21 protein-coding genes and 1 pseudogene are annotated in these 23498 nt (G+C 54.7%); 2 read left to right on the top strand and 20 right to left on the bottom strand.

The genetic code is table 11. The features are described from left to right. The 10 genes and pseudogenes from Q0510_RS23965 to Q0510_RS24010 all read right to left on the bottom strand — a co-directional run. Positions 1-716, bottom strand: a pseudogene (locus tag Q0510_RS23965) (1,4-alpha-glucan branching protein GlgB); the annotation flags it as partial. An 88-nt stretch (positions 717-804) separates the two neighbouring features. Further along, positions 805-2571, bottom strand: a complete 1767-nt coding sequence (locus tag Q0510_RS23970) for a DEAD/DEAH box helicase (protein WP_298717546.1) — start codon at positions 2569-2571, stop codon at positions 805-807. A gap of 75 nt (positions 2572-2646) precedes the next feature. Beyond that, positions 2647-3954, bottom strand: coding sequence for a 30S ribosomal protein S12 methylthiotransferase RimO (gene rimO / locus Q0510_RS23975; RefSeq protein WP_298717549.1), 1308 nt, complete (start codon positions 3952-3954; stop codon positions 2647-2649). 169 nt (positions 3955-4123) lie between these two features. Beyond that, entirely contained in the window at positions 4124-5002 is an 879-nt protein-coding gene (locus Q0510_RS23980; RefSeq protein ID WP_298717553.1) for a cupin-like domain-containing protein, read from the bottom strand. A 347-nt stretch (positions 5003-5349) separates the two neighbouring features. Further along, positions 5350-6312, bottom strand: a complete 963-nt coding sequence (ftsY, locus tag Q0510_RS23985) for a signal recognition particle-docking protein FtsY (RefSeq protein ID WP_298717556.1) — start codon at positions 6310-6312, stop codon at positions 5350-5352. Between the two features lie 111 nt (positions 6313-6423). Beyond that, on the bottom strand, positions 6424-6597 hold the full coding sequence (locus Q0510_RS23990) for a DUF4295 family protein (RefSeq protein ID WP_298717560.1): 174 nt from the start codon (positions 6595-6597) through the stop codon (positions 6424-6426). 97 nt (positions 6598-6694) lie between these two features. Continuing rightward, on the bottom strand, positions 6695-6877 hold the full coding sequence (gene rpmG / locus Q0510_RS23995; protein ID WP_149837928.1) for a 50S ribosomal protein L33: 183 nt from the start codon (positions 6875-6877) through the stop codon (positions 6695-6697). Positions 6878-6913: 36 nt separating this feature from the next. Further along, positions 6914-7153, bottom strand: coding sequence for a 50S ribosomal protein L28 (gene rpmB / locus Q0510_RS24000; RefSeq protein WP_126249338.1), 240 nt, complete (start codon positions 7151-7153; stop codon positions 6914-6916). Positions 7154-7268: 115 nt separating this feature from the next. Continuing rightward, entirely contained in the window at positions 7269-7856 is a 588-nt protein-coding gene (locus Q0510_RS24005) for a carboxymuconolactone decarboxylase family protein (protein WP_298717579.1), read from the bottom strand. Between the two features lie 76 nt (positions 7857-7932). Next, entirely contained in the window at positions 7933-8487 is a 555-nt protein-coding gene (locus Q0510_RS24010) for a peroxiredoxin (RefSeq protein ID WP_298717582.1), read from the bottom strand. 773 nt (positions 8488-9260) lie between these two features. On the opposite strand from Q0510_RS24010, the gene Q0510_RS24015 reads away from it, so the two are divergent. Then, positions 9261-11123 carry an ATP-binding protein gene (locus tag Q0510_RS24015; protein WP_298717585.1) on the top strand — a complete coding sequence of 621 codons (1863 nt, stop codon included), beginning with the start codon at positions 9261-9263 and terminating at the stop codon, positions 11121-11123. Between the two features lie 216 nt (positions 11124-11339). Here Q0510_RS24015 and Q0510_RS24020 read toward each other — a convergent pair whose 3' ends face one another. Then, the gene (locus tag Q0510_RS24020; RefSeq protein ID WP_298717588.1) at positions 11340-12065 is read right to left on the bottom strand and encodes a carboxypeptidase-like regulatory domain-containing protein; all 726 of its coding nucleotides are present in this window, start codon (positions 12063-12065) and stop codon (positions 11340-11342) included. Positions 12066-12222: 157 nt separating this feature from the next. Here Q0510_RS24020 and Q0510_RS24025 point away from each other — a divergent pair, with 157 nt between their 5' ends. Next, positions 12223-12861 (top strand): response regulator transcription factor, encoded by a 639-nt coding sequence (locus tag Q0510_RS24025; RefSeq protein WP_298717590.1) that lies wholly within the window; start codon positions 12223-12225, stop codon positions 12859-12861. 58 nt (positions 12862-12919) lie between these two features. On the opposite strand, the gene Q0510_RS24030 is transcribed toward Q0510_RS24025, so the two are convergent. The 9 genes from Q0510_RS24030 to Q0510_RS24070 all read right to left on the bottom strand — a co-directional run. Further along, entirely contained in the window at positions 12920-13426 is a 507-nt protein-coding gene (locus Q0510_RS24030; protein WP_298717596.1) for a hypothetical protein, read from the bottom strand. A 46-nt stretch (positions 13427-13472) separates the two neighbouring features. Further along, positions 13473-14204, bottom strand: coding sequence for a bacillithiol biosynthesis deacetylase BshB1 (bshB1, locus tag Q0510_RS24035; protein WP_298717599.1), 732 nt, complete (start codon positions 14202-14204; stop codon positions 13473-13475). Between the two features lie 65 nt (positions 14205-14269). After that, on the bottom strand, positions 14270-14845 hold the full coding sequence (locus Q0510_RS24040; protein WP_298717601.1) for a DUF4294 domain-containing protein: 576 nt from the start codon (positions 14843-14845) through the stop codon (positions 14270-14272). A gap of 71 nt (positions 14846-14916) precedes the next feature. Continuing rightward, positions 14917-15906: an alpha/beta fold hydrolase gene (locus tag Q0510_RS24045; protein ID WP_298717604.1), complete on the bottom strand. Its 990-nt coding sequence runs from the start codon at positions 15904-15906 to the stop codon at positions 14917-14919. 130 nt (positions 15907-16036) lie between these two features. After that, a complete protein-coding gene (locus Q0510_RS24050; protein ID WP_298717606.1) occupies positions 16037-17995 on the bottom strand; it encodes a glycoside hydrolase family 97 protein in 1959 nt (652 codons plus the stop codon). A 34-nt stretch (positions 17996-18029) separates the two neighbouring features. Then, entirely contained in the window at positions 18030-19229 is a 1200-nt protein-coding gene (locus tag Q0510_RS24055; RefSeq protein ID WP_298717609.1) for an RICIN domain-containing protein, read from the bottom strand. 56 nt (positions 19230-19285) lie between these two features. Next, complete coding sequence (locus Q0510_RS24060; protein WP_298717612.1) at positions 19286-20269, bottom strand: discoidin domain-containing protein; 984 nt, start codon at positions 20267-20269, stop codon at positions 19286-19288. Between the two features lie 24 nt (positions 20270-20293). Next, positions 20294-22120, bottom strand: coding sequence for a RagB/SusD family nutrient uptake outer membrane protein (locus tag Q0510_RS24065; protein WP_298717615.1), 1827 nt, complete (start codon positions 22118-22120; stop codon positions 20294-20296). A 22-nt stretch (positions 22121-22142) separates the two neighbouring features. Then, positions 22143-23498: SusC/RagA family TonB-linked outer membrane protein (locus Q0510_RS24070; RefSeq protein WP_298717618.1), on the bottom strand; the 1356-nt coding region annotated here is incomplete at its 5' end.

Consider the following 23498-nt stretch of genomic DNA (forward strand, 5'->3'; position numbering starts at 1 on the left):
GTGGGCGCGAAGAAGCCCGTCAGCTGATACCCCCACGACCCGTCGAACGGATGCTCGGCCACGGGCATGAACTCCACGTGCGTAAAGCCCATTTCCTTCACGTACGGCACCAGCATCGCCGCCATATCGCGGTAGGTATAAAAACGCTCGTGGTCGTCGGGGTCGGGCCGGCGCCAGGAGCCAAGATGCACTTCGTACACGGAAATCGGGCTTTTCAGGCTGTTCTTCTCCCCTCTTTTCTTCATCCACGCCGCATCTTTCCACTTATATTCCAGCTTCGAGGTGATGGAAGCCGTTTTGGGCCGCAGTTCCCAGCTGTTGGCGAAGGGGTCGCCCTTGCGGAGTTCTTCCCCGGAATTGGACCGGATGAAGTATTTGTAAAGCTGCTGCTCCTTCATCCCGGGGATAAACCCTTCCCAGATGCCCGATTTGTCCCACCTGGGGAACAGGGTATGACTGTATGCATTCCACCCGTTGAAATCCCCGATTACCGACACAAAAGCCGCATTGGGCGCCCACACGGCGAAATAAGTACCGTGTTTCCCTTCGTAGGTAAGCCCGTGGGAGCCGAACTTTTCGTACAGCCGGTCGTGCAGCCCGGCCTGGAACAGCTCTATGTCCCTGGCCGAAAACAGGGAGAAAGGCTCTACGGGCTGCAGTTTCCTGAAGGGTTCCTCGTCTGCGGGGAGCTGTTTGCTCGGATGTTGGGTCGTCATATCTGGGCTTTGGGTGCTTTCGTACAAGGTAAAAAAATACCCGCAAACTGGCGCTTGCGGGTATAATATTTCTTGATAAGAAAAGAGTTTATCCACGTTTGGGACGGAAACCGCCACCGGAACCGCCTTTGGAATACTCGCGGCGCGGACGGAAACCACCGTCTTCGCTGCCGGACCAGGTTTTCTTCGGGCGATCGCCGTAGCTGCGGTATCCACCGCCGCCGCCGGGCTTGCGCTTGTCGCCATCCTGGGAAGTTTCGATCCTTACGGAACGGCCATTGTATTCCACCTGCTTGAAACCGGATTGTACCTGGGGCGCTGCGTCGTTCTCCACTTCGAAGAAGGAATAAACGCCTTTGAGGTCGATACGGCCGATTTTGTTGCCGCGGATGCCTGCGTTATCGCAGATAAAGCGGAGCATGTCGCCGCGGGTGAAATTGTCTACCGAACCGAGGTTGATGAACAAGCGGGTAAACTTGCCGGAATTGCGGCGGGTCATGGAGTGCTCGTCGGCGCCACGGGGGCCTTCTTTCACGTTCAGATCCGGAGCGTCCTGGTAGTATTCGAGGAATTCGTTGAATTCGAGGGAAGCGAAGCGGCGGATGATATCTTCCTTGCTCAGGTCCGCAAATTCTTCGTAGATGCGGGTGAGATAGGGATCGATCTGCTCTTCGTTCACGGTAACGTTATGTACGCGGTGTACGAGTGCGAAGAGTTGTTTTTCGCAAACGGCGAAGCCATCGGGCACTTCCGCCTTTTCGAACTTCTTGCCGATCACGCGCTCGATCTGGCGGATCTTTCCGATATCACGGCCGCTGATGATGGCGATGGATACACCGGAACGGCCTGCACGGGCGGTACGGCCGGAGCGGTGGGTGTAGTTCTCCACGTCGTCGGGCAGTTCGTAGTTGATTACGTGCGTAACGTTATCCACGTCGATACCGCGCGCGGCCACGTCGGTAGCCACCAGTACCTGGAGGTTCTTCTCGCGGAAGCGTTTCATCACTTTGTCACGTTGCTGCTGGGTAAGGTCACCATGCAGTGCGTCAGCGTTGTAGCCGTCTTTGATCAGTGATTCCGCGATTTCCTGCGACTCGATCTTGGTGCGGGTGAAGATGATGCCGAAGATATCGGGGTTATAGTCCACGATGCGTTTCAGCGCGGCGTATTTGTCGCGGGGGCGCACCACGTAGTATTCGTGTTCGATATTGGCGTTGCCGGTGTTCTTGCCGCCTACGGTCAGTTCGAACGGATCTTCCATGTACTTCTGTGCGATGCGGCGCACTTCAGCGGGCATGGTAGCGGAGAACAGCCAGGTGGTTTTTTCTTCCGGCGTGTTGGAGAGGATGCTGTTGATGTCTTCCTGGAAGCCCATGTTCAGCATTTCATCCGCCTCGTCGAGTACGGCGTAGCGTACGTTGTCGAAGTTGATGGCGCCGCGCTCGATGATATCGAGGAGGCGGCCGGGGGTGGCTACCACGATGTGGGCGCCGCGCTTAAGGTCGCGGAGCTGCATGCCGATGGAAGTACCGCCGTATACGGCAACGATGTTCACGTCGCCGAGGTATTTGGAAAAGTTCTTGAGGTCGTTGGCGATCTGCAGGCACAGCTCGCGCGTGGGGCACAGGATCAGGCCCTGTACGTTGCGCACTTTGGTATCCAGCTGGTGCAGCAGGGGCAGGCCGAAAGCGGCCGTTTTACCGGTACCGGTCTGCGCGAGGCCCACGAAGTCGCGGTCGCCGCCAAGCAGCACCGGGATGGCTTTCTCCTGGATGGGAGTCGGGGAAACGAAGCCAAGATCGGTAACGGCTTTGAGCAGATTTTCCTGTAAGCCTAATGATTCGAATGTAGTCATGTAAATTTTTTCGGTGTGGCCCGGGGTTGTTTTAGAAACCGGACCGGGTGATCAATGTTGCCGGTACAAAAAGTTTTAAACCAGCTCTCCTTCCAGGTCGTAGTCGAACGCCCTGGTAATTTTAACCTGTACAAAATCTCCGGGTTTCAACTTCCTGTCCGTGTTAATGATCACCTCATTATCCACCTCCACTGAATCGAACTCCGTGCGGCCCAGGTATCGGCCGGCTTCTCTTTTATCTACTATTACTTTGAAGACTTTGCCAACCATCTCCTGGTTTTTCTCCAGGGAGATTTCCTGCTGCGTTTCCATGATGTCCTGCGCGCGGCGTTCTTTCTCTTCAGCCGGGATGTTGTCTTCCAGCTCGTAAGCGGAAGTGTTTTCCTCGTGGCTGTAGGTGAATACGCCTACGCGATCGAAGCGGACTTCTTCAAGGAACCGTTTCACGTCTTCCACGTCTTCCAGGGTTTCGCCGGGGAAGCCGGTGATGAGCGTGGTACGCAGGGCGATGCCGGGCACTTTTTCACGGATGCCGGCGATGAGGTCCACGATCTCTTTGCGGGTGATCTGGCGCTTCATGGCTTTGAGCATCGGGTCGGCGATATGCTGCAGCGGGATGTCGAGGTAGTTGCAGATGTTATCGCGTTCGCGCATCACATCCAGGATTTCCATGGGGAACTTGGTGGGGTACGCATAGTGCAGGCGGATCCACTCCAGCCCTTTCACGTCGGCGAGGGCATGCAGCAGATCGGCCAGGCGGCGCTGTTTGTACAGATCCAGGCCGTAGTAAGTCAGCTCCTGTGCAATGAGCATGATTTCCTTCACGCCGATCTTCACGAGGCGCTCCGCTTCCGCCACCACCTGTTCGATGGGCTTGGATACGTGCTGGCCGCGCATGAGCGGGATGGCGCAAAAGGAACAGGTGCGGTTGCATCCTTCCGAAATCTTGAGGTAAGCATAATGCGAAGGCGTGCTTAACAAACGCTCCCCGATCAGCTCCGCCTTGTAATCGGCGTCGAATTTCTTCAGGATGGAAGTGAGCTCCATCGTACCGAACCAGGCGTCCACGCCCGGGATCTCCTTCTCCAGGTCGCCACGGTAACGCTCACTGAGGCATCCGGTCACATAGACCTTGTCCAGCTTTCCGTTTTCCTTCAGGTCTACCTGGTCGAGGATGGTGTTGATGGATTCTTCCTTTGCTTTGTCAATAAATCCGCAGGTGTTGACAATCACGATGTTGTGATCGCGTTTGGCATTTTCGTGCACCACGTTGATGTCGTTGGCTTTCAGCTGACCGCTTAATACCTCCGAATCCACCATGTTTTTGGAGCAACCCAGCGTAATAATATTAACCTTGTCTTTCTTTAAAGTTCTCGTCTTCAAAAAGCAATTTTTTAATTTCTCCCGGTTTCGTTACCGGAATTGCCACGAAGACACGCAGACACGCTCTAATGTTACAGCAGGCAAGCTGTTTGAAGTGACTATGAGCCTAAGTGGAGCTATTGAGAAGACGCAAAGGTAAACAAATTATTTGAATTACTACACTTTCTGCTCAGGCGAGCAAACGGCGCATGGCTTTTTCGGCTCTTTGGTTGGCTATCCTGCGTTTGTAATGGTACCACCACTCCGGCGCCATCTTGATGAGGAGGTTGTTCATACTCCGCAACCCCGCGATATGGTAGAGGCCGTTGAGCTTGCCGGAGATCGACTGGTCGAGGGCGCGCAGGCTCATGGCAAACCCGCCTTCCAGGTACTCCATATGGTGCCAGTAGCCGCCGGGCATGAACATCGTATCGCCGTGTTCCAGCACCGTTGTATAGGCTTTTGCGTACCGCAGGGCGGGAAAACGGTTTTCGTCCAGCCGCTCCGCCCAGCCCACAAAATTCGCCGCGCTCTCCACCGTCATGGGCATGCGGTAGATGAGCTCCGACTGGTTGTTTTCCAGGAGCAGCACACGCTTGCGGCCTACGAACTGGGTGTGGAAAATATGGCTGAGATCGATGTCGTAATGCATATGCGCCACCGACCCGCCGCCGCCCACGAAGAGCATGGGATACTTTTTGAGGAAGCCCTTCGCCAGGAAGTCGGGCCAGTTGAAATCGTCCGTCAGCTGCGGGGCATGCTGGAAAATGTTGAACAGGAAAATGCGCAGCTGGACGGGCCCCATGGCCACCATATCCAGGTACTGGCCGAACGTGATGTATTCGTCCGCGCCGTTGACGAGGGTTTTGGCCCCTGCCCTTTCGTTGTTGTAGACGCCTACGGTCCTGTCGCCGACGATGGATTTGAAATATTCCCAGGTCCATTTTTCATAAGCCGGCCACTGTTTGGACAATCCTGTGATGATCAAGGGTTTGCGGGGCTCGTAATAGTGTTTCCTGAATTCTTCCGGTGTGATATGGTCAACTCGATCTATGGATTGTACTATCATAAACGCGAATTGTTTTAATGGGTGAAAACAAATGACTCTCCCAAATTTAAGGAATTGCTGCGTTCGGAGCGCATAGCGGGAGGATTGGTGGAAAATTGGAAGATCCGTGGTCGTCATCGAATAAGTTACCAGCCGCAACAACTGTAATACTGTGGAGCCGGGATATGGATTCATATGCTAACCTTGCTTTTAACCGGGCTCCAACAATGCTGTAAAAGTCGCACTGCCACAAACCGATCGACGGGCTAAAGCCAGCCATTGAATCGCTTCATGCTGACACCTGGAGATTCAGACACAAAAAAATGCCGGAAGCACAACTTCCGGCATTCAAATTATAATTTTGATAATCAGCCATTTAAACTAAACAGTGAATCCACGAATTCTTCTTTGTCGAATACCTGCAGATCTTCCATTTTTTCACCGATGCCGATGTATTTCACGGGGATCTTGAACTGGTTGGCAATAGCGAGCACCACGCCGCCCTTGGCGGTGCCGTCGAGTTTGGTGATGGCCAGGGAGGTCACTTCCGTGGCGGCGGTGAACTGTTTGGCCTGTTCGAGGGCGTTCTGGCCGGTGGAGCCGTCGAGGACGAGCAGCACTTCGTGCGGGGCGTCCGGGATCACCTTGTTCATCACGCGCTTGATTTTGGAAAGCTCGTCCATCAGGTGGAGTTTATTATGTAGACGGCCTGCGGTGTCGATGATAATAACTTCGGAGCCGCGGGAAACGCCGCTTTGCACGGTATCGAATGCCACAGCGGCGGGGTCGGAACCCATTTGTTGTTTTACAATGGGCACTCCTACGCGCTCGCTCCAGATGGTAAGCTGGTCAACCGCGGCGGCGCGGAAGGTATCCGCGGCCCCCAGGAGCACTGATTTGCCGGCTTTATTATAATTATAGGCGAGCTTGCCGATGGTGGTGGTTTTACCCACGCCGTTCACGCCTACCACCATGATCACATAGGGCTTTTTGCCTTCGGGGGTGGAGAAATCCCGGAAACCGCTGTCGGGGGCATCCACGAGAATAGCTGCAATTTCTTCTTGCAGCATCCTGTTCAATTCACTGGTTCCCATGTACTTATCTTTCGATACACGGGCTTCGATCCTTTCGATGATGCGGACGGTGGTATCAACGCCAACGTCTGCGGAAACGAGGGCTTCTTCGAGATTGTCGAGTACTTCGGCGTCTACGGTGGATTTGCCGGCGATGGCGCGGCCTATTTTGGAAAAGAAGCTCTCTTTCGTCTTCTGCAGGCCCTGGTCGAGGCTTTCCTTCTTTTCGCGGGAAAAGAGCTTATTGAAAAATCCCATACTGGTGATTGCTAGTGGTTAAAAAACTGGAGCGAAGATAAGTATTATAAACACAAAAAGCCGTCCGTCAAGTACGAACAGCTCCCGTGTAGTATGATGAGTAAAGCCGGATTACTTTTTGTTGAAGTACTCCTGTACAGTATCCTTGTGGATGATCTGCTCCTTAAAGGTGTACGCACCGGATTTCGGAGAGCGTTCAGCTTTGATCACTTTGGTCCACACTTTCGATTCTGCTGCAGCTTTAGCGTCTTTTACTTTCGAGTTCTTAGAAGCTTGTTTTGCCATCTTGTATAAATGTTAAACGTTAATTGTAAAGGTTGTCAATCGTCAAGCGCTAATCGAATAGACGTATACGATTAACAGCCAGGCAATTAAGTCGACCTTATTTGATTTCTTTGTGCACAGTCACCTTCCGGAGAATGGGATTGTACTTCTTCAGCTCCAGGCGCTCCGGAGTGTTTTTCTTGTTCTTGTTGGTGATGTAGCGGGAAGTCCCGGGCTGACCGGAGGTCTTATGCTCCGTGCACTCGAGGATTACCTGCACCCTGTTACCTTTCTTTGCCATTTTATGCTGGTTAAGTTGATACCGAATGAATTAAAACTAAACGTCTTTTCTACCTGCAGCGCGCATTTCTTTCACTACAGTGTAGAGACCACGCTTGTTAATGGTTCTCAGACCGTCTGCAGACACTTTCAGTGTAATCCAACGGTCTTCTTCCGCCAAAAAGAAACGCTTGGTTTGCAGATTGGGCAGAAACCTTCTCTTTGTCTTAATGTTCGAGAAAGATACGTGATGACCTGTAATAGGTTTTTTCCCAGTCACCTGACATACTCTAGCCATGTTCTAAAAATTTTGGACTGCAAAAGTCGCATTTATTTATGTAAATATCAAATTAAAGGTAGCGATTTTATTCACACCTGAAATTGACTGTCTAAAAAAGTGGACAAAAGTAACATCAAATGAGGACACCCAGGCTCTTGACAACCGCGCCCAGCCTCACCGAATCAAGGATCCGCTGCTGGGACGTGCCATGCTTCAGCAGCGCCTCTTCGTGGCTGGTCACGCACATCTGGCAACCATTCAGCGCACTCACCACCAGGCTCAGGAGCTCAAAAAACTCCTTCCCGATCACCGGGTTGGCCATAATGCTCATCCGGATACCGGCGGGAGCCGTGGTATAAAACTCCTTCTCCACGAAGTGGCGGAAACGGTAATACACGTTATTGGCGTTCATGAGGGAAGTGCAGCTGATCACGTCGGCCACTTCCTTGTCCGTAGCCCCGGCCGCCAGCGCCAGCTGCTCGAACCCGCCCTGCAAAGCGGCCAGTTTCTCGTTCACCGCCACGCTCAGGCCGATCAGGTAAGCTTCCTTCTTTTCCAGGGTAGAAGCCTCCAGGGCGTTGGTGATGTTGATTTTCAGGTCTTTCAGATAGCGTGCGTCCACGGCGGAAAGGGCCGCCAGCTTCGCGGGCACTTCGGCTGCGCCCAGTCCTACCGTTTGCATGATCTGCTGCGCGGTATCGCTTGTATTGGTTCCAAACATCGGTTGTATGCTTTGAGATGGTAGAAAAATGGCCGGGCAAGCGCCTGCCGCCCGGCCACGAAATAAAGTCACGACATTACGCGGTGAGGGTGGCTTCGCCTTTCTGCCAGTTGCAGGGGCACAGCTCGTCGGTCTGCAGCGCGTCCAGTACACGGAGCACTTCTTTCACGTTACGGCCTACGGAGAGGTCGTACACGGAAGTCCAGCGCACGATACCCTGAGGGTCTACCACGAAAGTGGCGCGGTATGCGATCTTCTCGTTGGCTTCCAGGATACCCAGCTCATCGGCCAGGGATTTGGAGGTATCGGCCAGCATGGGGAATTTCAGGCCACGGAGGTCGTCGTGGTTGTTTCTCCAGGCGAGGTGTACGAATTCAGAGTCGGTGGAAGCGCCGATCAGGATGGCGTCGCGGTCAGCGAAATCCTGGTAATGGCTGTTGAACTCGGCGATTTCGGTGGGGCACACGAAAGTGAAATCTTTGGGCCACCAGAACATCACCATCCATTTTCCGGAAGCTTTGATCTCTTCGGAAGAGATGTCGTAGAACTCCTTGCCTTTCTCGATGGAAACTACTGCCTTTTTTGCGAACTCAGGGAATTGGGCTCCTACTGATAAAACTGCATTTTTCATAATAAGTACTATATTCTGTTTATTGATTTTCAATTTGCGCTATCGGGTGATTGCCGCCGCAAAGTTCCATTGCAAAAAGGGATAAATCAAATAGATTTATTGCACCTTGATATTGTTTGTATCTATATTGTTTTGAATCCCCATAGATGAACATAAGGTTAAATCCAAGCCCAGCAAGGCTCCCCCGGAAATGGCGCATTTTACCTACGGGAAACGGATTTTTTCACTGCGGAACCATTTAACCTTTTGGCACGTATTTTAGTTATAAGTACACAGGTAAAAATTGATTGGATATGAAACTTAGAAACATTTTACTCGCGATTGTAACGATTGGCCTTGCTTTGATTCCGTTTATCAAAAACGCCATCAACAAACAGGATGAATTTGATGCTACACAGGATTTATTCATCTAGTTTCGGCAAGTCATGACACCCCTTGGACAGATGCCCCCATCCCCAGGCACCCACATGACTGCAGCGGGCTCCATTGTACCGTGATCAAAACCGCCCTGAACAACCCTCAGGGCTCAAGGGACCGTTTTGCCCTACCCAGGCCGCGATCCCTACCCATCCCTTCGCGCCATACCCCAACCCCTCCCGCATGCCCGGCCGGCATCAGCGGCAGGACTTTCATTACCCGTATCATTCCCTCACCCCCACCCCAGGCCGCCAGTCACGCCTCGCCCCTTCTCCAACCCCGCCATCCGCCGCATATCCATTGCCATTCCCTCCGGCAGGCATTTTTATTATATTTGTCCCGCTTTCCCCCGAACCATGCCAGATATCCGCCAATACCTCTTCCCCGTCCTCTTCTCAATCCTGCTGCTAACGGCCGGCAACGCCTCCGCGCAGGACACCACCACGGTCCGCCGATACATCGCCAACGCCATCGCGCTCTCGGCCCGCCAGCCTGACTCCGCCGATATCTATTTCCGTAAAGCCGGCGACCTGGCCCAAAAGATAGGGTTTACCGACGGGCTGCTCGACTATACCCGCCGCTACACCCTTTTCCTCTACAACAACCTCCGCTTCGAGGAAGCCCTGGCCGTTTCCGCTGTTCAGCTCGAGAAATCCCTCGAAATAAAACACACCGCCAAGGCCGCTGCCGCTTATAATAACATGGCCCTGCAGTACCAGGCCATGGGCAAACTGCAGCAGGCGGCCGACCACCTGATCAAAGCGCTCGAAATGTCGGAAAACCTCGACGATCCCCTCAACAAGCAGAAATACCTTACCAACCTGGCCTCCATCATGGTCGACCTCCGCAACAAGCCCAAGAGCCTGCTGTATGCCCGAAAAGGCCATGAAGTAGCCGCTGCACTCAACGATCCCGTCATTTATGCCCGCAGCCTCGTCAACCTCATCGCCAGCGAAACGCTGAATAAAATGTTTCCCGAGGCGATCCACCATGCGCGCGAAGTACTCGACACCGGAAAGGCCCATCGCGACACGGTCCTCATCCTCACCGCATTCATCAACCTGTCCCATATTTATAACCGCATCGGGCAATATGATTCGGCTGATATCTGGAGCCTGGAAGCCGACAAGTACCTTACCCCCGCCCTATCCCCGGATTATAAAATCTACGTCGATTACAATCACGCCGAATCCTGGATCCGCCGAAAGCAACCCGCCAAAGCAGCGCCGTATTTCTACAACGTCATCGGCGATGCAGAATCCTACTTTCCCAAAAGTGAATTGCGTGAAATCCTGAAATTGGCGGCGGAGTTTAATGAAATGCAACACCAGCCGGCTCTCGCATTGGATTACTGGAAGAGATACATGGCACTGAACGACAGCATGAACAACACAGCCACCCAGTCTGCCATCAACGAGCTCGAGATCCAATACGCCACCGCCCGCAAGGAACAAGCACTCGCGCAGCAGCAACTGGAATTGCAGCAAAAGGACTTTTGGATCTGGGTATCCTGGACCATCGTGGGCCTCCTCGTAGGCGCCGGCGCCGTAGCCTGGATACTCCTCCGCCAGCGCCAGAAAGCCGCCAACGACCGCAAACGCACCCAATTGCTGCTCGCCCAGCTGTCCGGCGAGGAAAAAGAACGCGCCCGCACCGCGCAGGAGCTGCACGACGGCGTAGGCAGCATCCTTTCCGCCGCCAAGATCCATATGCATTCGGTAAAAGGCAGCGACCCGGAAGCCTCCGCCCGCGTGGTTTCCCTCATCGAAGACGCCGCCCGCGAAGTGCGTAACATCTCCCATAGCCTCGACCCGGAAATCCTTCTGGAAGAAGGACTGGAATACGCCCTCCGCGCCTTCCTCGCCAAAATCTCCCATCCCGGCCTGTCCATCAACCTCTATACGGTAGGCGACCTGCCCCGGCTGACCTCCGACCAGGAACTGCTTATTTACCGCATCATCCAGGAAGCGATGAACAACATCATCCGCCACGCCGCCGCCACCGAAGCGATCGTGCAGCTCGGGTACGACAACGGCATCCTCACCCTCACCGTGGAAGACAACGGCAAAGGCTTCGACCCCTCCACGGTACCCGCCAAAGGGATCGGCCTGGGGAACATGGTCACGCGCATCAGCCTCCTGAAAGGCCATTACGAGATCAGCAGCCGCCCGGGCGAAGGCACGAGCATCTACGCTGAATTCGCCGGCCTTACCACATAAAAAAACCCGCTCTCCGCCGCACGAAGCGGGAAGAACGGGCTCATCATCAAAGGGACCTGTTGTTACAGGGATAAATATATCCTTGCGTGGTCACGATCTTCAGGAACCTTGGCTGTTTTTGGGGACAATGGACGCCATTTTCGATCGATGATTCCGGGGTTATGGATGGCGAAAGTTTTTGGGGAACGCACCGGATGCGGCCGGATTACCGGTATCTCATGTCTTTCTGTATTCGAGCATCGCGCAATTGTTGCACTGCGCGGCGATTTCGGGTTCGAAGTCGATGGTCAGCTCGTTCACGAACGCGTCTTCGGTCCGCCATTTCCTGAGCTGGAGGATATTACCGCCGTAGGTGGCCTTTACTTTGTAGCGGCCCATGGGCACGTCTTTGATCTGCCAGCCGTCGGCGGCTTTAAGGGTGAGCGTTTGCCCGGCGGAACCGTCGATCAGCGGGCCAACGGGTGTGAAGGTCCAGGTGATGTCCGCTTCGTTGGGCACGCTTTCGCCGATGTAATTGTCGAAGGTGACGAGCCCGCCGAAGTACCCGGAAAGCGGGGCTTCCTTCTCTCCCGTCAGTTTCCAGGTGAAGTTGCGCACGGCACCTTCGCCGCCGAAGCCGTCTGAATTGTCGGGTTCGAGATAGATATGGTACTTTTTGCCGTTGTAGACGGGATAATGCTCAGCGAAGGCATACCAGGAGCCGGTTCGGATCCTGATGCTGTAGGAGCCATCGTCGCCCGTGCTGGTGCTCATGTTGGAATTGTAAAAAATGCTGTGGTCGATGAGGATTTTCACGCCTTTGACCGGCGCGCCGGCGGAGTTACGGACTTTCCCGGTGACGTATCCTTTTTTGGCGTCGCCGTTATTATTTTCACCGTCGTCTTTTTTGCATGCAGCGGCGGCGAGGCTAATGAAGAGAATTGAAGCGATGAACTGATTCATATGTTCCGATTAACGGTACAAAAGTATATCGCTTGCTGATGCCGGAAAACGGGTGTAGTACGTGATTTCAGTGACTACGTAGTACTACTGGGGGTTGTTTCGGCGGGATGCTGTTTTTTTGCATAAATTTACTGTCACACTTTTCAATCGAGCACGCATGGAAATCAGGATCGGCATCGCGGATGACCATTTGTTAATTATCAACGGGCTGGAAACGATGCTTCAATCGGCTCCGGGCCACCGTTTAATCTTCAAAGCCCTGACAGGCGCCGCTTTGCTGGAAGCGCTGGAGCAGGAGGAGCCCGACGTCCTGCTGCTGGATATCCAATTGCCCGACGCCAACGGCGTGGAGCTCTGCAAGCAAATCTCCGACCAGTTCCCCGACGTCCGTGTGATTGCGCTGACCAATCATGAGGAAACGATGTACGTCCGCAAGATGATGCGCAACGGCGCGCTGGGCTACCTCCTGAAGAGCACCGACCCCGGAAGCCTCCTGGAAGCCATCACCAGGGCCTACGAAGGCGAAGAATACCTCGACAAGCGCCTGGAGAAAGCGATGCTGTCCGAAATGATTATGGGCAAAAGGCAATCGGGCCGGGAAGTGCAGCTGACTAAAAGAGAAATCGAAATCCTCACCCTGATCGCATCAGAACATACCAATCAACAGATCGCGGATAAATTATTCATCAGCCTGCGGACGGTGGAATGCCACCGGCTGAATATCACGCAGAAGCTGAATGTCAAGCACACGGCAGGGTTGGTGAAGGAAGCGTATTTGAGGGGGTTGGTGAAGTAATGTAAAATAACATGTGAAAGAATAACGAAAAAGCCAGGATAATTTCCTGGCTTTTTCGTTATTGGCGGATGACGGGCGGCGTAACCGGTGGCGGCGTTGCACCGTTTTGCTCCCTGCGCAATTGCTCTTTCCATAATTGCGTGCGGTCCTTGAACACCAGTTTACCGATTTTCGTGGAGGAGGCATTGGCAAAATACACATCTACCTGGTAAAAATCCCGCTGTTTCTCACCATCAATATGATACCGGCAGCGATATTTCCTGTAAAATTTACCATCTCCACCTACGGCCATGATGGTATGATAAGCTCCCGGCAGAAGGGATGTAACGGCCTTCACCGCTACCGGAAGTTTCCGCTTCGCGGCGGCCACCTCCGTGCTTTCAGCCGGACCGATCATCGACTGGGCGGCTTGGATGTTTTTCTCTTCCATCAATTTGAGGAATCGCGCTGCGATCTGTTCCTGCCGTTTGTTTTCCTGCATTTGCCCCTTGGCCGGGATGCAAAGAACGCCTAGTAAAGTCATCAAAGCCATGAATTTACCATACCCGAAGTATTTTTTATTCACGATGAAATTTTCGGTAAATGGTTTTGCGGTAAAGACAATTTAATTATCAAGTCGGCACATTAATCAGATCCATCAAACTCTTCACTCCGATCATTTTCGCGCTCGTATACCCCTCTGCATAAGGCACACCGATCATTTTCCCCAACATTTTGGCCCGGTACATCACACTGTCGAAGAATTCGGGGGAAGAGATGTAGGTCTGCGGCTCGTTGTCTTTTTCGGCCAGGAACTGGGTCTTGAAGCATTTGATGGCGGCGATCTTCTGCTCGATCACGTCGGTGATATCCACCACGAAGTCGGGCTGGATGAAGCGGTCCTGGAGGAAGTGGTACACCTGTGCGGGGCGCCAGGCGTGTTGCGGCTGGCCGTCGTCGCCGAAGGTTTCGATCTTGCGGAGGCCCGACATCCAGGCGGCGTCTTTGATCAGCTGGGCGGCGCGGCCGTGGTCGGGATGGCGGTCGTCGGTGGCGTTGGCCAGTACGATGGTGGGACGGAACTTCCGGATGGCGCGGATCACGGCCAGCTGGTCTTCTTTCGTGTTTTGGAAAAAGCCGTCGGCCAGGGCCAGGTTCTCCCGCACGTCGAGCCCCATTACCTTGCAGGCGTCCTGCGCTTCGATAATGCGGCCTTCGGGCGTGCCGCGCGTGCCCAGTTCGCCGCGGGTAAGGTCTACGATGCCGGTTTTCAGGCCCTGGCGGGCATGAACCATCAGGGTGCCTGCGCAGGAAAGTTCCACATCATCGGGGTGCGCGGCGATTGCCAGTATATCCAGTTTCATGATTCTCAGATTTTTGCCCGGCAAAGTTCGGGTATAGGAAGGGATGTACCAAATCCCGGGTGGGATCAGTTGAAGCGGCTGTACAGCTGGATCTCCTGGACGATCAGCTCGATATCCCGGTCGTCCTGCGTATTGAACTCGCTTTTGAGGTTGCCGCCGAAGAAAAATGCCACGGTCTGGTACATGCGGGCATTGAATCCTCCTTTCAGCTCCCGGATGATCTCGTAACAGTTTTCTCCCGTTTCGCGGTGGATGAGCTTCATGAGCACCTTTCCCTGGTAGACCGACAGGTTCTCGAGCTTATCCCCGAACTGGGTTTTCAGCTCCTTTTCCTTGCTGGCCAGGTACTCTTTGCGCTGCTTTTTGTTTTTGCAGAGAGCCAGGTCGCGGCTCACGTCTTTGAGCACCCTGCTGGCGGAAACGGCGTAGGGATAGGTCACATAAACGGCGTTGCGCAGCCGCGTCCACCGTTCGCGCTCCTTGCGGAGGCGCTTCGGCAGCTTATCGTACACATCAAAAATGCGAAGGGTGATCGAGGGGACGGTATCCGTTCCAACAACAATGGCGCGGACGGCGATGGAATCTCCCGCAGTCCGTTGCTGGGCAAGGGACCGGCCTGTCAGGCACAGGATGAAAAGCATGCAGAATACCGCTGAACGAAGCACTGGAACGTATTGGTTATTGATATCTTCTTCCCAAATTACGCATTTTTTCAATTTCCGTATACATCCTTCCACCAGCGGTCGATGGCGGCTTCCACGGCGGGAACGTCGCGCGAGGTAATACTGGAGCCAATTACATGGCTGCCGGCTTCCGGAATGGCCACTGCGCGCTTCTTTGCGGGGGGTGTGGCCAGTTTTAGATGCATATCGAGGATGGCCGAAACTTTTACCGTGGAATCCTGCCGCACGGGATCTTTGTAATAATACAGGTTGAGGACCGGCTGGCGGATCTTTTCAAACAATTCGGGCCGCATTGCGTAATCCACGAGGTTTTCCAGCTCCACCACGGCTTCCAGGCGGTATTTGGTGTACCAGTACTTCGCCTTTTCGGGGTTTTGCGGTTGGGATTCGTTGTATTTGCCGCCCCTTACCAACCGGGCTACCATGAGGCCCCATGGCTCGTCCAGCATTTTGACGCCGGGAGCGTTGATTTCGATATTGGGAGACATGTTAATGACTGCTTCTACATCCGCCGGGTATTCGGCTGCGAGCATGAGCGCCAGGGTGCCGCCGGTGCTCGTTCCCATGACGATCACCTTCTCCCCCAGCTGCTTACCGATGGCAAGCGCCTCCCGGGCATCTTTCCAGAGCCCCTGGGCGGTCATATCCAGCAACGGCTCGGGGGTCTTCAGGCCGTGGCCGTCGAGCCGGGCCAGGAAGAGGTTGTACCCGTCCTTCTTCGCGAAATCCGTGTGCACCGGGAACCCTTCCCGCTCACTGGCCGAAAATCCATGCAGGTACACCACGCTGAAAGGCGTCTTGTGCATCGAATCCCCCGCCCAGACGATCCTCGCCCTGTTGCCGGGCCGCGTCGGGAAACCCGCTTCTTTCGCATCCACAAACGCTTCCACCTGCGCCAGTCCCTGTGGCACTGCCGGCAGCGAGCCATGCAAGTCGGGCGGGGCGGGCTTCGGGCCGAGGAGGTAAATCACGGCCAGCAAGGCCATAATAATGAGGAGAATGCGGAATATCCTGCGCATAGGAGGTAAGGGTTTACGGTGCTAAGATAAAAAATTGCCCGGTTCGGAAAACAACCGTAACGTTCTAAAACAGAGAAACCGCCCGGTCACCCCGGAACGGTTCCTCATCCATTGAGAATGGCTGATTCAATTACTTGCTGACAATCCTTGCTACCCAGCCGCCGCCCGGCTGTAATACCACCGGCACCTGGCTGCGGCTGTCTATCTCCATTTCGGACATCTTGAAATCTTCCGCATCTCTGTCGGCATTTATCCCATCCTGCCAGATCTGCATTTTATATTTCCCTGCGGGAAGGAAAGATGTTTCGAGCGTGAGCGAACGGCCCTTCGAATTGGTCATGGCGCCAGCGTACCAGCTGCCATCCGGAGCCTTGCGGACCGTCATGATATGGCTGCCGATCGCTGCCTGCTGCACGATCGTCGTATCCCACACCGCCGGAACGGCAGCGAGGAATTCCATGCAGCCGGGTTCGCGGTAGTAGTGCGTCGGGTTATCGGCGAGCATTTGCAGGGGGCTTTCATAAATGACGTACATCGCCAGCTGATGACAACGCGTACCGATGCTCATGGGTTTGCTCCAATTCGGGGCCCAATGCTCCTTTTGCGCGTTGCGCATGGCGCCTGGCGTGTAATCCGCCGGCCCTGCGGCCATGCGGATGAAGGGAAAGGTGACGTTATGGTCCGGATCGATGGACTTGCTTTTATCCCCTTTGCTTTGTTCCAGTCCGTAAACGCCTTCGAATGTAATCACGTTGGGATACGTGCGCTGCAGGCCCGCCGGTTTGTGCGCCCCGTGAAAATCCACCAGCATGCGGTGCGCCGCCGCCGCTTTGGCTACGGCTTCATAATAATTCACCATTACCTGGTCATCGCGCTGCATGAAATCTACCTTGATCGCTTTCACCCCCCATTTCGAAAATTGCTGCATGGCGGCCTGCAACCGTTCCGGTTTGGCGACCGCTTCCCAGTTCACCCAGAGCACGAGCCCTACTTTCCTTTCCGCCGCGTAACGCGCCAGTTCATCCATATTCACGGCAGGATTGATCCATTCCAGCCGGCGGGTGTCGCTCCATCCTTCGTCCAGCACGGCATACTCGAGCCCGTACCTGGCGGCGAAATCAATGTAGTATTTGTACGTTTCGGTGTTGATGCCGGCCCGAAAATCCACTCCGGAAATATTGTTATCGTTCCACCAGTCCCAGATCGCCTTGCCGGGTTTCACCCAACTGAAATCGCCTGTAGCCGGCGCCGCCAGCTGGTATACGAGCTCGTTTACCAGCAGCGCCTTGTCTTCCTCCGCTATCATCAGGATTCGCCACGGCAAAGCCGCCGGGCCGCTCTTCTTCGCAATGTACCGGGCTCTTTCCCTCACCACTTCGAACCGGTCGCCCTGCAATTCCGTTTTGAGGGGATAATGCGGGAATGCGCCCCGGATCATACCTGTCAAGCTATCTCCTCTGAGCCACATCCCTGCGTAATCCTGCAACCCGGATTCGGTGACCAGGATCCGCACGCCTTTGGTGGTAAAAAGCGCCGGCAGGCTGGCCAGCGTTTTTTGCCGGGCGATGCTGTCTATGCTCATTTCCTGGTATAGCCTTTCATTGTGAGAGAAGAAACCGTCTTCCCGGGGATACCAGGACCGGCCTTCCGGTCCGAAGGCAAAATCCGCCCGTTCTTCCAGCACTTCATATTTCCCTTTCTCTTCACAAACCCAACGCCAGGCCACGCCATTGTCGTAGGCGCGCCATTGCAGCGCCATCCTGTCGCGGAAGCGGATCTCCAGTTGGCGGTAATGGTCACGGATCACGGCGTTCTTCTGCCGCACCACCGGGTACAACAACGCATCAGCAGAGGTTTTTTTCGCACCGGCAACTTTCAGCGGGCCGCCGGAAAAGGTCGTTTTCAATCCTATCGCCGCAGGCTGCAAAATCGTTTTACCGTTGTGCAATACGGAATACCGCACGCTGTCTTTCATGGAAATATGCACCACCGTTTTCCTGTCCGGAGAAAACAATTCGTAATCCTGCGCGCTCGCCGTACAGGCCGCCGAAATCATCAGGCCGATCAGCCAGGCTCTTTTATCGTTCATTTGTTTCATAATTTTCTTTCTTCCTGCACAATCGCTACTCGGCGACAAGCTGCCACTTCTGGTTCTGTTTGCCCGCCCAGGCCTGCTGCAGCAGGGCAGCACCACCCTGGCTACCGCTGATCTCCCAGCAGAGCCCGGTCAGCTTGTTGACCAGCTGCCAGGTATTGTCCGCGTTTTTTACCGGCTTCCACAGCTGGCTGTCGAGATTTTTGCGTGTAGCCTGCGCGATGCCGCTGCCTGGCTGCGCCGGGGCTTCCGCCACTTTACCGCTGTGCCCTGTGTGGATGCGGTACCATCCTTCGCCTACGTGAATGAATTGCCAGAACTGGTTGGCATTGCGCTCGAAGTTCCATTGGATGAGTTTTACATCGTCGTCCACTTTCGCGCTGGGAACATCCACCGCCAGCTGGCTGAATGCGCTGATGATACTGTACACGCCGTCGGCGATGGCTCCGCCGGGAACCGGGGTATATACCGGCAGCGCGATGACGGGGCCGTCCAGCGCGGGATTGGCGGCATACAGGTCCCATAGCTCATCTACGCTCCTGCCGGTGCGCGTCCACCAGAATTTGGGCGTATAAGTACCGGCGCGGCAGGCTTTATCCGCATCCAGTACGATCCCTTTCTCGATCCGGTCGTCGAGCCACACCAGGAATCGCGAGGCCGGGGTATAACCGCTGGCGAGACTGTGGCTTTGGCTGTATGGGCCGATATTCCAGGTCGATTCCACATTCGGCAGGCCGGTTTTATGGCGAAGGAAATCCGGGATACCTTCCTGGAGGAACAGTGCGCTTTTCTTGTAATCCTGTACGATATGTGTGCCTTCGTGGGTGATCACGTCGATATGTTCCGGCTTTTCCATGAACCAGGCGGCGTTGATGAATATTTCCCCGTTGATGGCGTGAGCGATACCGTCCATATCAGGGTCCAGCGTTACCACCAGCTGCTTCAGGGCATTTGGGTTCAGGAATTCGACCATGATGGGATAGACTTTGAAGAAATGATCGATCATGGCCTTCTTGCGGGCCTCCGTTAGATGCTGGCTTTTGTTGATAAGCTTAAAGCTATAGGGCGATCCCTGGCGGGTGAAGATTTCCGTGGTCGGCGCCCAGGGCTTGGGCGGACCGGGCGTTTCCGTCCGCTCTTCGGGTTGTGCCGCGGCGCCGCTTTTGGAACAGGCGCCCGTAGCCGCCACGAGCCCTAAAATAGTCAGTAGGCAAATGGTTTTTTTCATGATAAAATTTTTAGGAAACCGTTCCGCCACATGCGGAACGGTTTGGTGAATCGCTGTCAGAAACCGGTCATTTCCGCGCAATGCGTAAATATCACGCCGCCCCATATATGTTGTGTTTCGGCAATTACTATTCTGAAATACCGGCAGGACACAGGTTCTGGGAAAAACAGGAATTTGCGGTCGTCGTTGTTAGGCAATTCGAATGGCGCTCCGTCGTTAACGGCCGTCCAGCTGGTGCCATCGGCGCTCACTTCCACCTTTACTCCTTTGAAATTTCCTCCCGCTCCAACCCTGCCCTGGCGGGGTACTACGGATATGCCGCTCAATGTTTTCGATGCCTGCATGTCAACCGCCAGGATATGCGGCGGCACGGCGTATCCGCCATTCCATTGGCTATGCCAGAAAGTATTGTTCTTCCCGTCGAACATTGCAATCGCCTTACCGTTATCCGGCTCTGAGGAATTGCCTTCCGCCGGTTCTTCCGAAGTTAAGCTCAGCATCTGCCAGCCCGCGGGATTGAAAAGCACCGGCTTCGGTTTGATAACCAGGAACGCGGTCCGCAGGGGCTCGTTCACTTTCACACCGCCATTTACAGCGGCGATGCTCACCGGAAGCAGGTACTCTTTGTCCATCCGCAGTTTTCCGAATGCTTTTATAACCAGGGGGCTGCCGGCCGAGGTCGTTTTCCCCGCGGAGATCAACAGCTTGCTGTCCTTGCCCGTCAGCGTGAAAGCCGGTTCGGGCAGCGGGAGGTAATCAGTTTTACGCGCATTATTGAAGCTGTCGACCAGCTGAAGGGCTGATGCCAGGGTGATTTCCAGGTTGCCGTCTGGCGTACCTACGCCACCGAAGCCCGCACTGAGCAGGATAGTATCCGGTGTTTCGGTGACTTCCAGCTGGTAAGATTGTATTTTGGAAGCCTGCACCAGGTATACGTTGGTGTATTCGGGATCTCCCATGCCGGGGATATCCCACTCCTTCTTACAACCGATAGCGGGCAGCAGCGATGAAAGCATGCATATATAGATAAGTCTTTTCATTTTGCTTCTTTTAACATGAAGGGATTACCACCCGGTGTTTTGCACCAGCGCTTTATTGATGTTGATTTCGTTTTGCGGGATGGGAAAGAGATAATGTCTTTTGGCGAATGACCGCGTCTCGAAAGTCACGACTTTCAGGAAGTCAGCGCCGTTGCCGACGATATTGAGGCCCTTGAACGCGCCGTTATCCGTCGTTTCCGCAATTTTCCAGCGGCGCGTATCGAAATAGCGCACATTTTCGAATGCAAGTTCCACCCTGCGCTCCTGCCGGATCGCGGCTTTCAGGTCGGCGGGCACCGGTATCTGGCCCGGATTGGCGCCATATTGCGGGATGCCTGCCCTCTCGCGGATCAGGTTGAGGTATTTTAGAACATCCGCATGCCCAGGCTCTGATTCCTGCAGGGCTTCGGCGTAGTTGAGATACACCTGCGCCAGGCGCAGCAGTACGCACGAACGGTTGCTGGTCTGCCAGGGGCCGGTGATCATGTTTTTACGGACGATGTAGCCGGTAGGGCTGAAGTCGGAAGCGGAGGCGTTGCGCCCGGAGTTGCCGGAAGCCTGGGTGCCGGTGATGATCTGGCCGCCATTGGTATTGAGCCAGCGGCTTCCGTCATAGGTAATGTTCACGTAGAAGCGGGGCTCGCGGTTCACCCATTGATTGTAGGTGCTTCTTGCCGCAACGTCGCCCGGCGCCGTGAAGTTCGAGTAGCCGGATAACTGGTATCCGCTGGCGGGGTCCGTGATCGGAAGGCCGTTGTCCATGAAAAATGCGTCCACCATCTGCTGGGTTGCGCCTAAAGCGCCACCGCCGGTGGATTCGTTGATGTTGCCGATATGCAGGGGCGTCCGCTCGAATTGCATCATGCTGATATCCGCCGATGGCCTTGCGAAAATCCATTCCTGGTTGGCATTGGAACTGGCCCCCCACTCCGTCAGCACCACATTGCGGCACGACAGGTAAGCATCAGGCAATCCATTGACGGTTTCGCGGTACAGGTTATAAGTTGACGGAACAAGCTCGTTGATGAAGTTTTTGGCGGCCGTTGCTGCGAGTGCCCACTTGGCGGGGTCGTATGTTTGGCTGATCAGGTTCACGCCGTTTTTGTTTTTCAGCGCCGCATAATCCGTGTTGCCATTGAATAAGGGGCTGGCGTTGAGCATGAGCGCTTCAATTTTAAACGCCAGCGCGATACCGCGGGTGATGCGCCCGTAATTGCCTTCGGAGGAGGGTTTGAGCGGCAGGTCGTTGGCCGCGGCGTCCAGCTGATCTGAAATATACTTTACACATTCGTCCATCGTATTGCGCGGCAGCTGCAGCTGGTCGTTGGGGGCATCCAGCGGGATGGGCGAATCGCCGAGCAGTACCACCGGACCGTAGGTGCGAACCAGGTAAAAATAATAGATGGCGCGCAACGCCCTGGCTTCGGCACGGTATTGCGAAATCAGCTGCGGCCCCAGCTCCTGGCATTTCTCCACATTGGCCATGAAGAAGCTGGCATTGCGGATGGCCTGGTAATAATTGCGCCAGTACGAACGGACGAACCCGTCCGTTGCCCCCCAGGCGCCCAGGTTGAGGTTATTGCTGGTAACGAAGGAATAGTTGTAATCCGCCTCGTCAGACGCCCCGGTCCAGGGGCCTGAATTCCGCGTAGTCACGAAGCGTTGCGCCGCTTCATCAGGGATCGCGCTGTAAACGTTATTGAGGAAATTCTCAGTCGTATTCCGGAACTTGAAAATGTCTTCCACCGTCAGCCGGTCGTCGGGCACCTGGTCCAGGAAGCCTTTCTGACAGCCGCTGAACATCGCGCAGCAGCTGAATGCGGTGGCAAAAACCAATATGTATCGTTTCATGTTTGTTGTTTGGATGTGAATGCTACAGGTTCATTTGGATGCCGGCCGAAACCGTTGTCACGTTCGGGTACATGGCACCGTTAGAAGTACCCAGTTCCGGATCCCAGAGCTTGAATTTGCTAAAGGTCAGTAGATTGTATCCCTGCAGGTAAATGCGGGTGTTCTTCACAGAAAAACGCTCGAGTAGCGATGCGGGAATCGTGTAAGTCAGCTCGGCGGTTTTGAGGCGGAGGTAAGAAACATCCTTCACCCACCAGCTGCTTGCCCGGTTGTTGTTATTGTTAGCCGCACCCCAGCCCAGCCGCGGATAGAATGCGTTCGGGTTGGGGTTATCCACGCTCCAGCGATCCTCCGCAATGGCGAAAAGATTGCTCCTGTCTGCCGCCGCGCCGTTGGCGAAAGGAATGATCCCATCCCCGGAAATATACCGGTCAACCTGCCCGGCTCCCTGGAAAAACGCACCGATGGAAAATCCTTTCCAGTTCATATTCAGCCCAAAACCATATGTTACAGCAGGAATAGTCCCCCGGCCAATCTGCGCCTCGTCATAACTGTTGATCACACCGTCGCCGTTGAGATCTTTATACCGGATATCACCGGGCCTGGGCCTTCCGCCCAGCGCACTCTGGTCGGCACTGGTTTCGATCTCATGCTCGTCGGTGAACAGGCCGAGGGCGATGAGGCCGTAGGTGGCATTCAGGTTCGTACCGCGGCGGTTCATCCAGGGGTGCACCGCGTCCGGCTGATCGTTCTCTATGACTTTATCGCGGTTGAATGTCAGATTGCCCCGCAGGTTCCAGGTTGTGGCGCCGATCTTCAGCGGCAGGCTTTCTACCGTCATATCGATCCCTTTGTTCTCGATTACCCCGAGGTTGGCGTAAGGATTGCTGATCACGCCCACCATATCGCTCAGGGTGCCGCGCTGGAGGAACACCCCCGTTCTCCGTTCCTTGAACAAATCCACCACTACCGACAGGTTGTTGTTGAGTGTTTTGAACTCTATGCCCAGGTCGGATTTGCGGGCGGTGGACCAGGTTACATCCACACCATATTCAGAAATCGCGACGCCGTTATACCCTACGCGGGCAGTTGGCCCGCCGAAGGTGTAGCCCGCGGCCGATCCGTTCACGAAAGTCTGGTAACCGAAACGGCGGCCACCGCTGCCGGAGCCCACTGTACCGTCGGAGAAACGGAGTTTCAGGAACTGGATGAACCTGCCTGCGCCTTCGAAGAACGGTTCTTCAGAAACCACCCAGCCGATGCCGTACGAGGGGAAAAATCCGTAGCGCTCGCTGGGAGCAAAATTCTCCGAGCCGTTATACCCGAAATTCAACTCCCCGAAATAGCGGCCTTTGTAAGAATAAGTGCCTCTGCCCGC

The organism is uncultured Chitinophaga sp. (assembly GCF_937874145.1).
In the GTDB taxonomy this organism is placed as follows: domain Bacteria; phylum Bacteroidota; class Bacteroidia; order Chitinophagales; family Chitinophagaceae; genus Chitinophaga.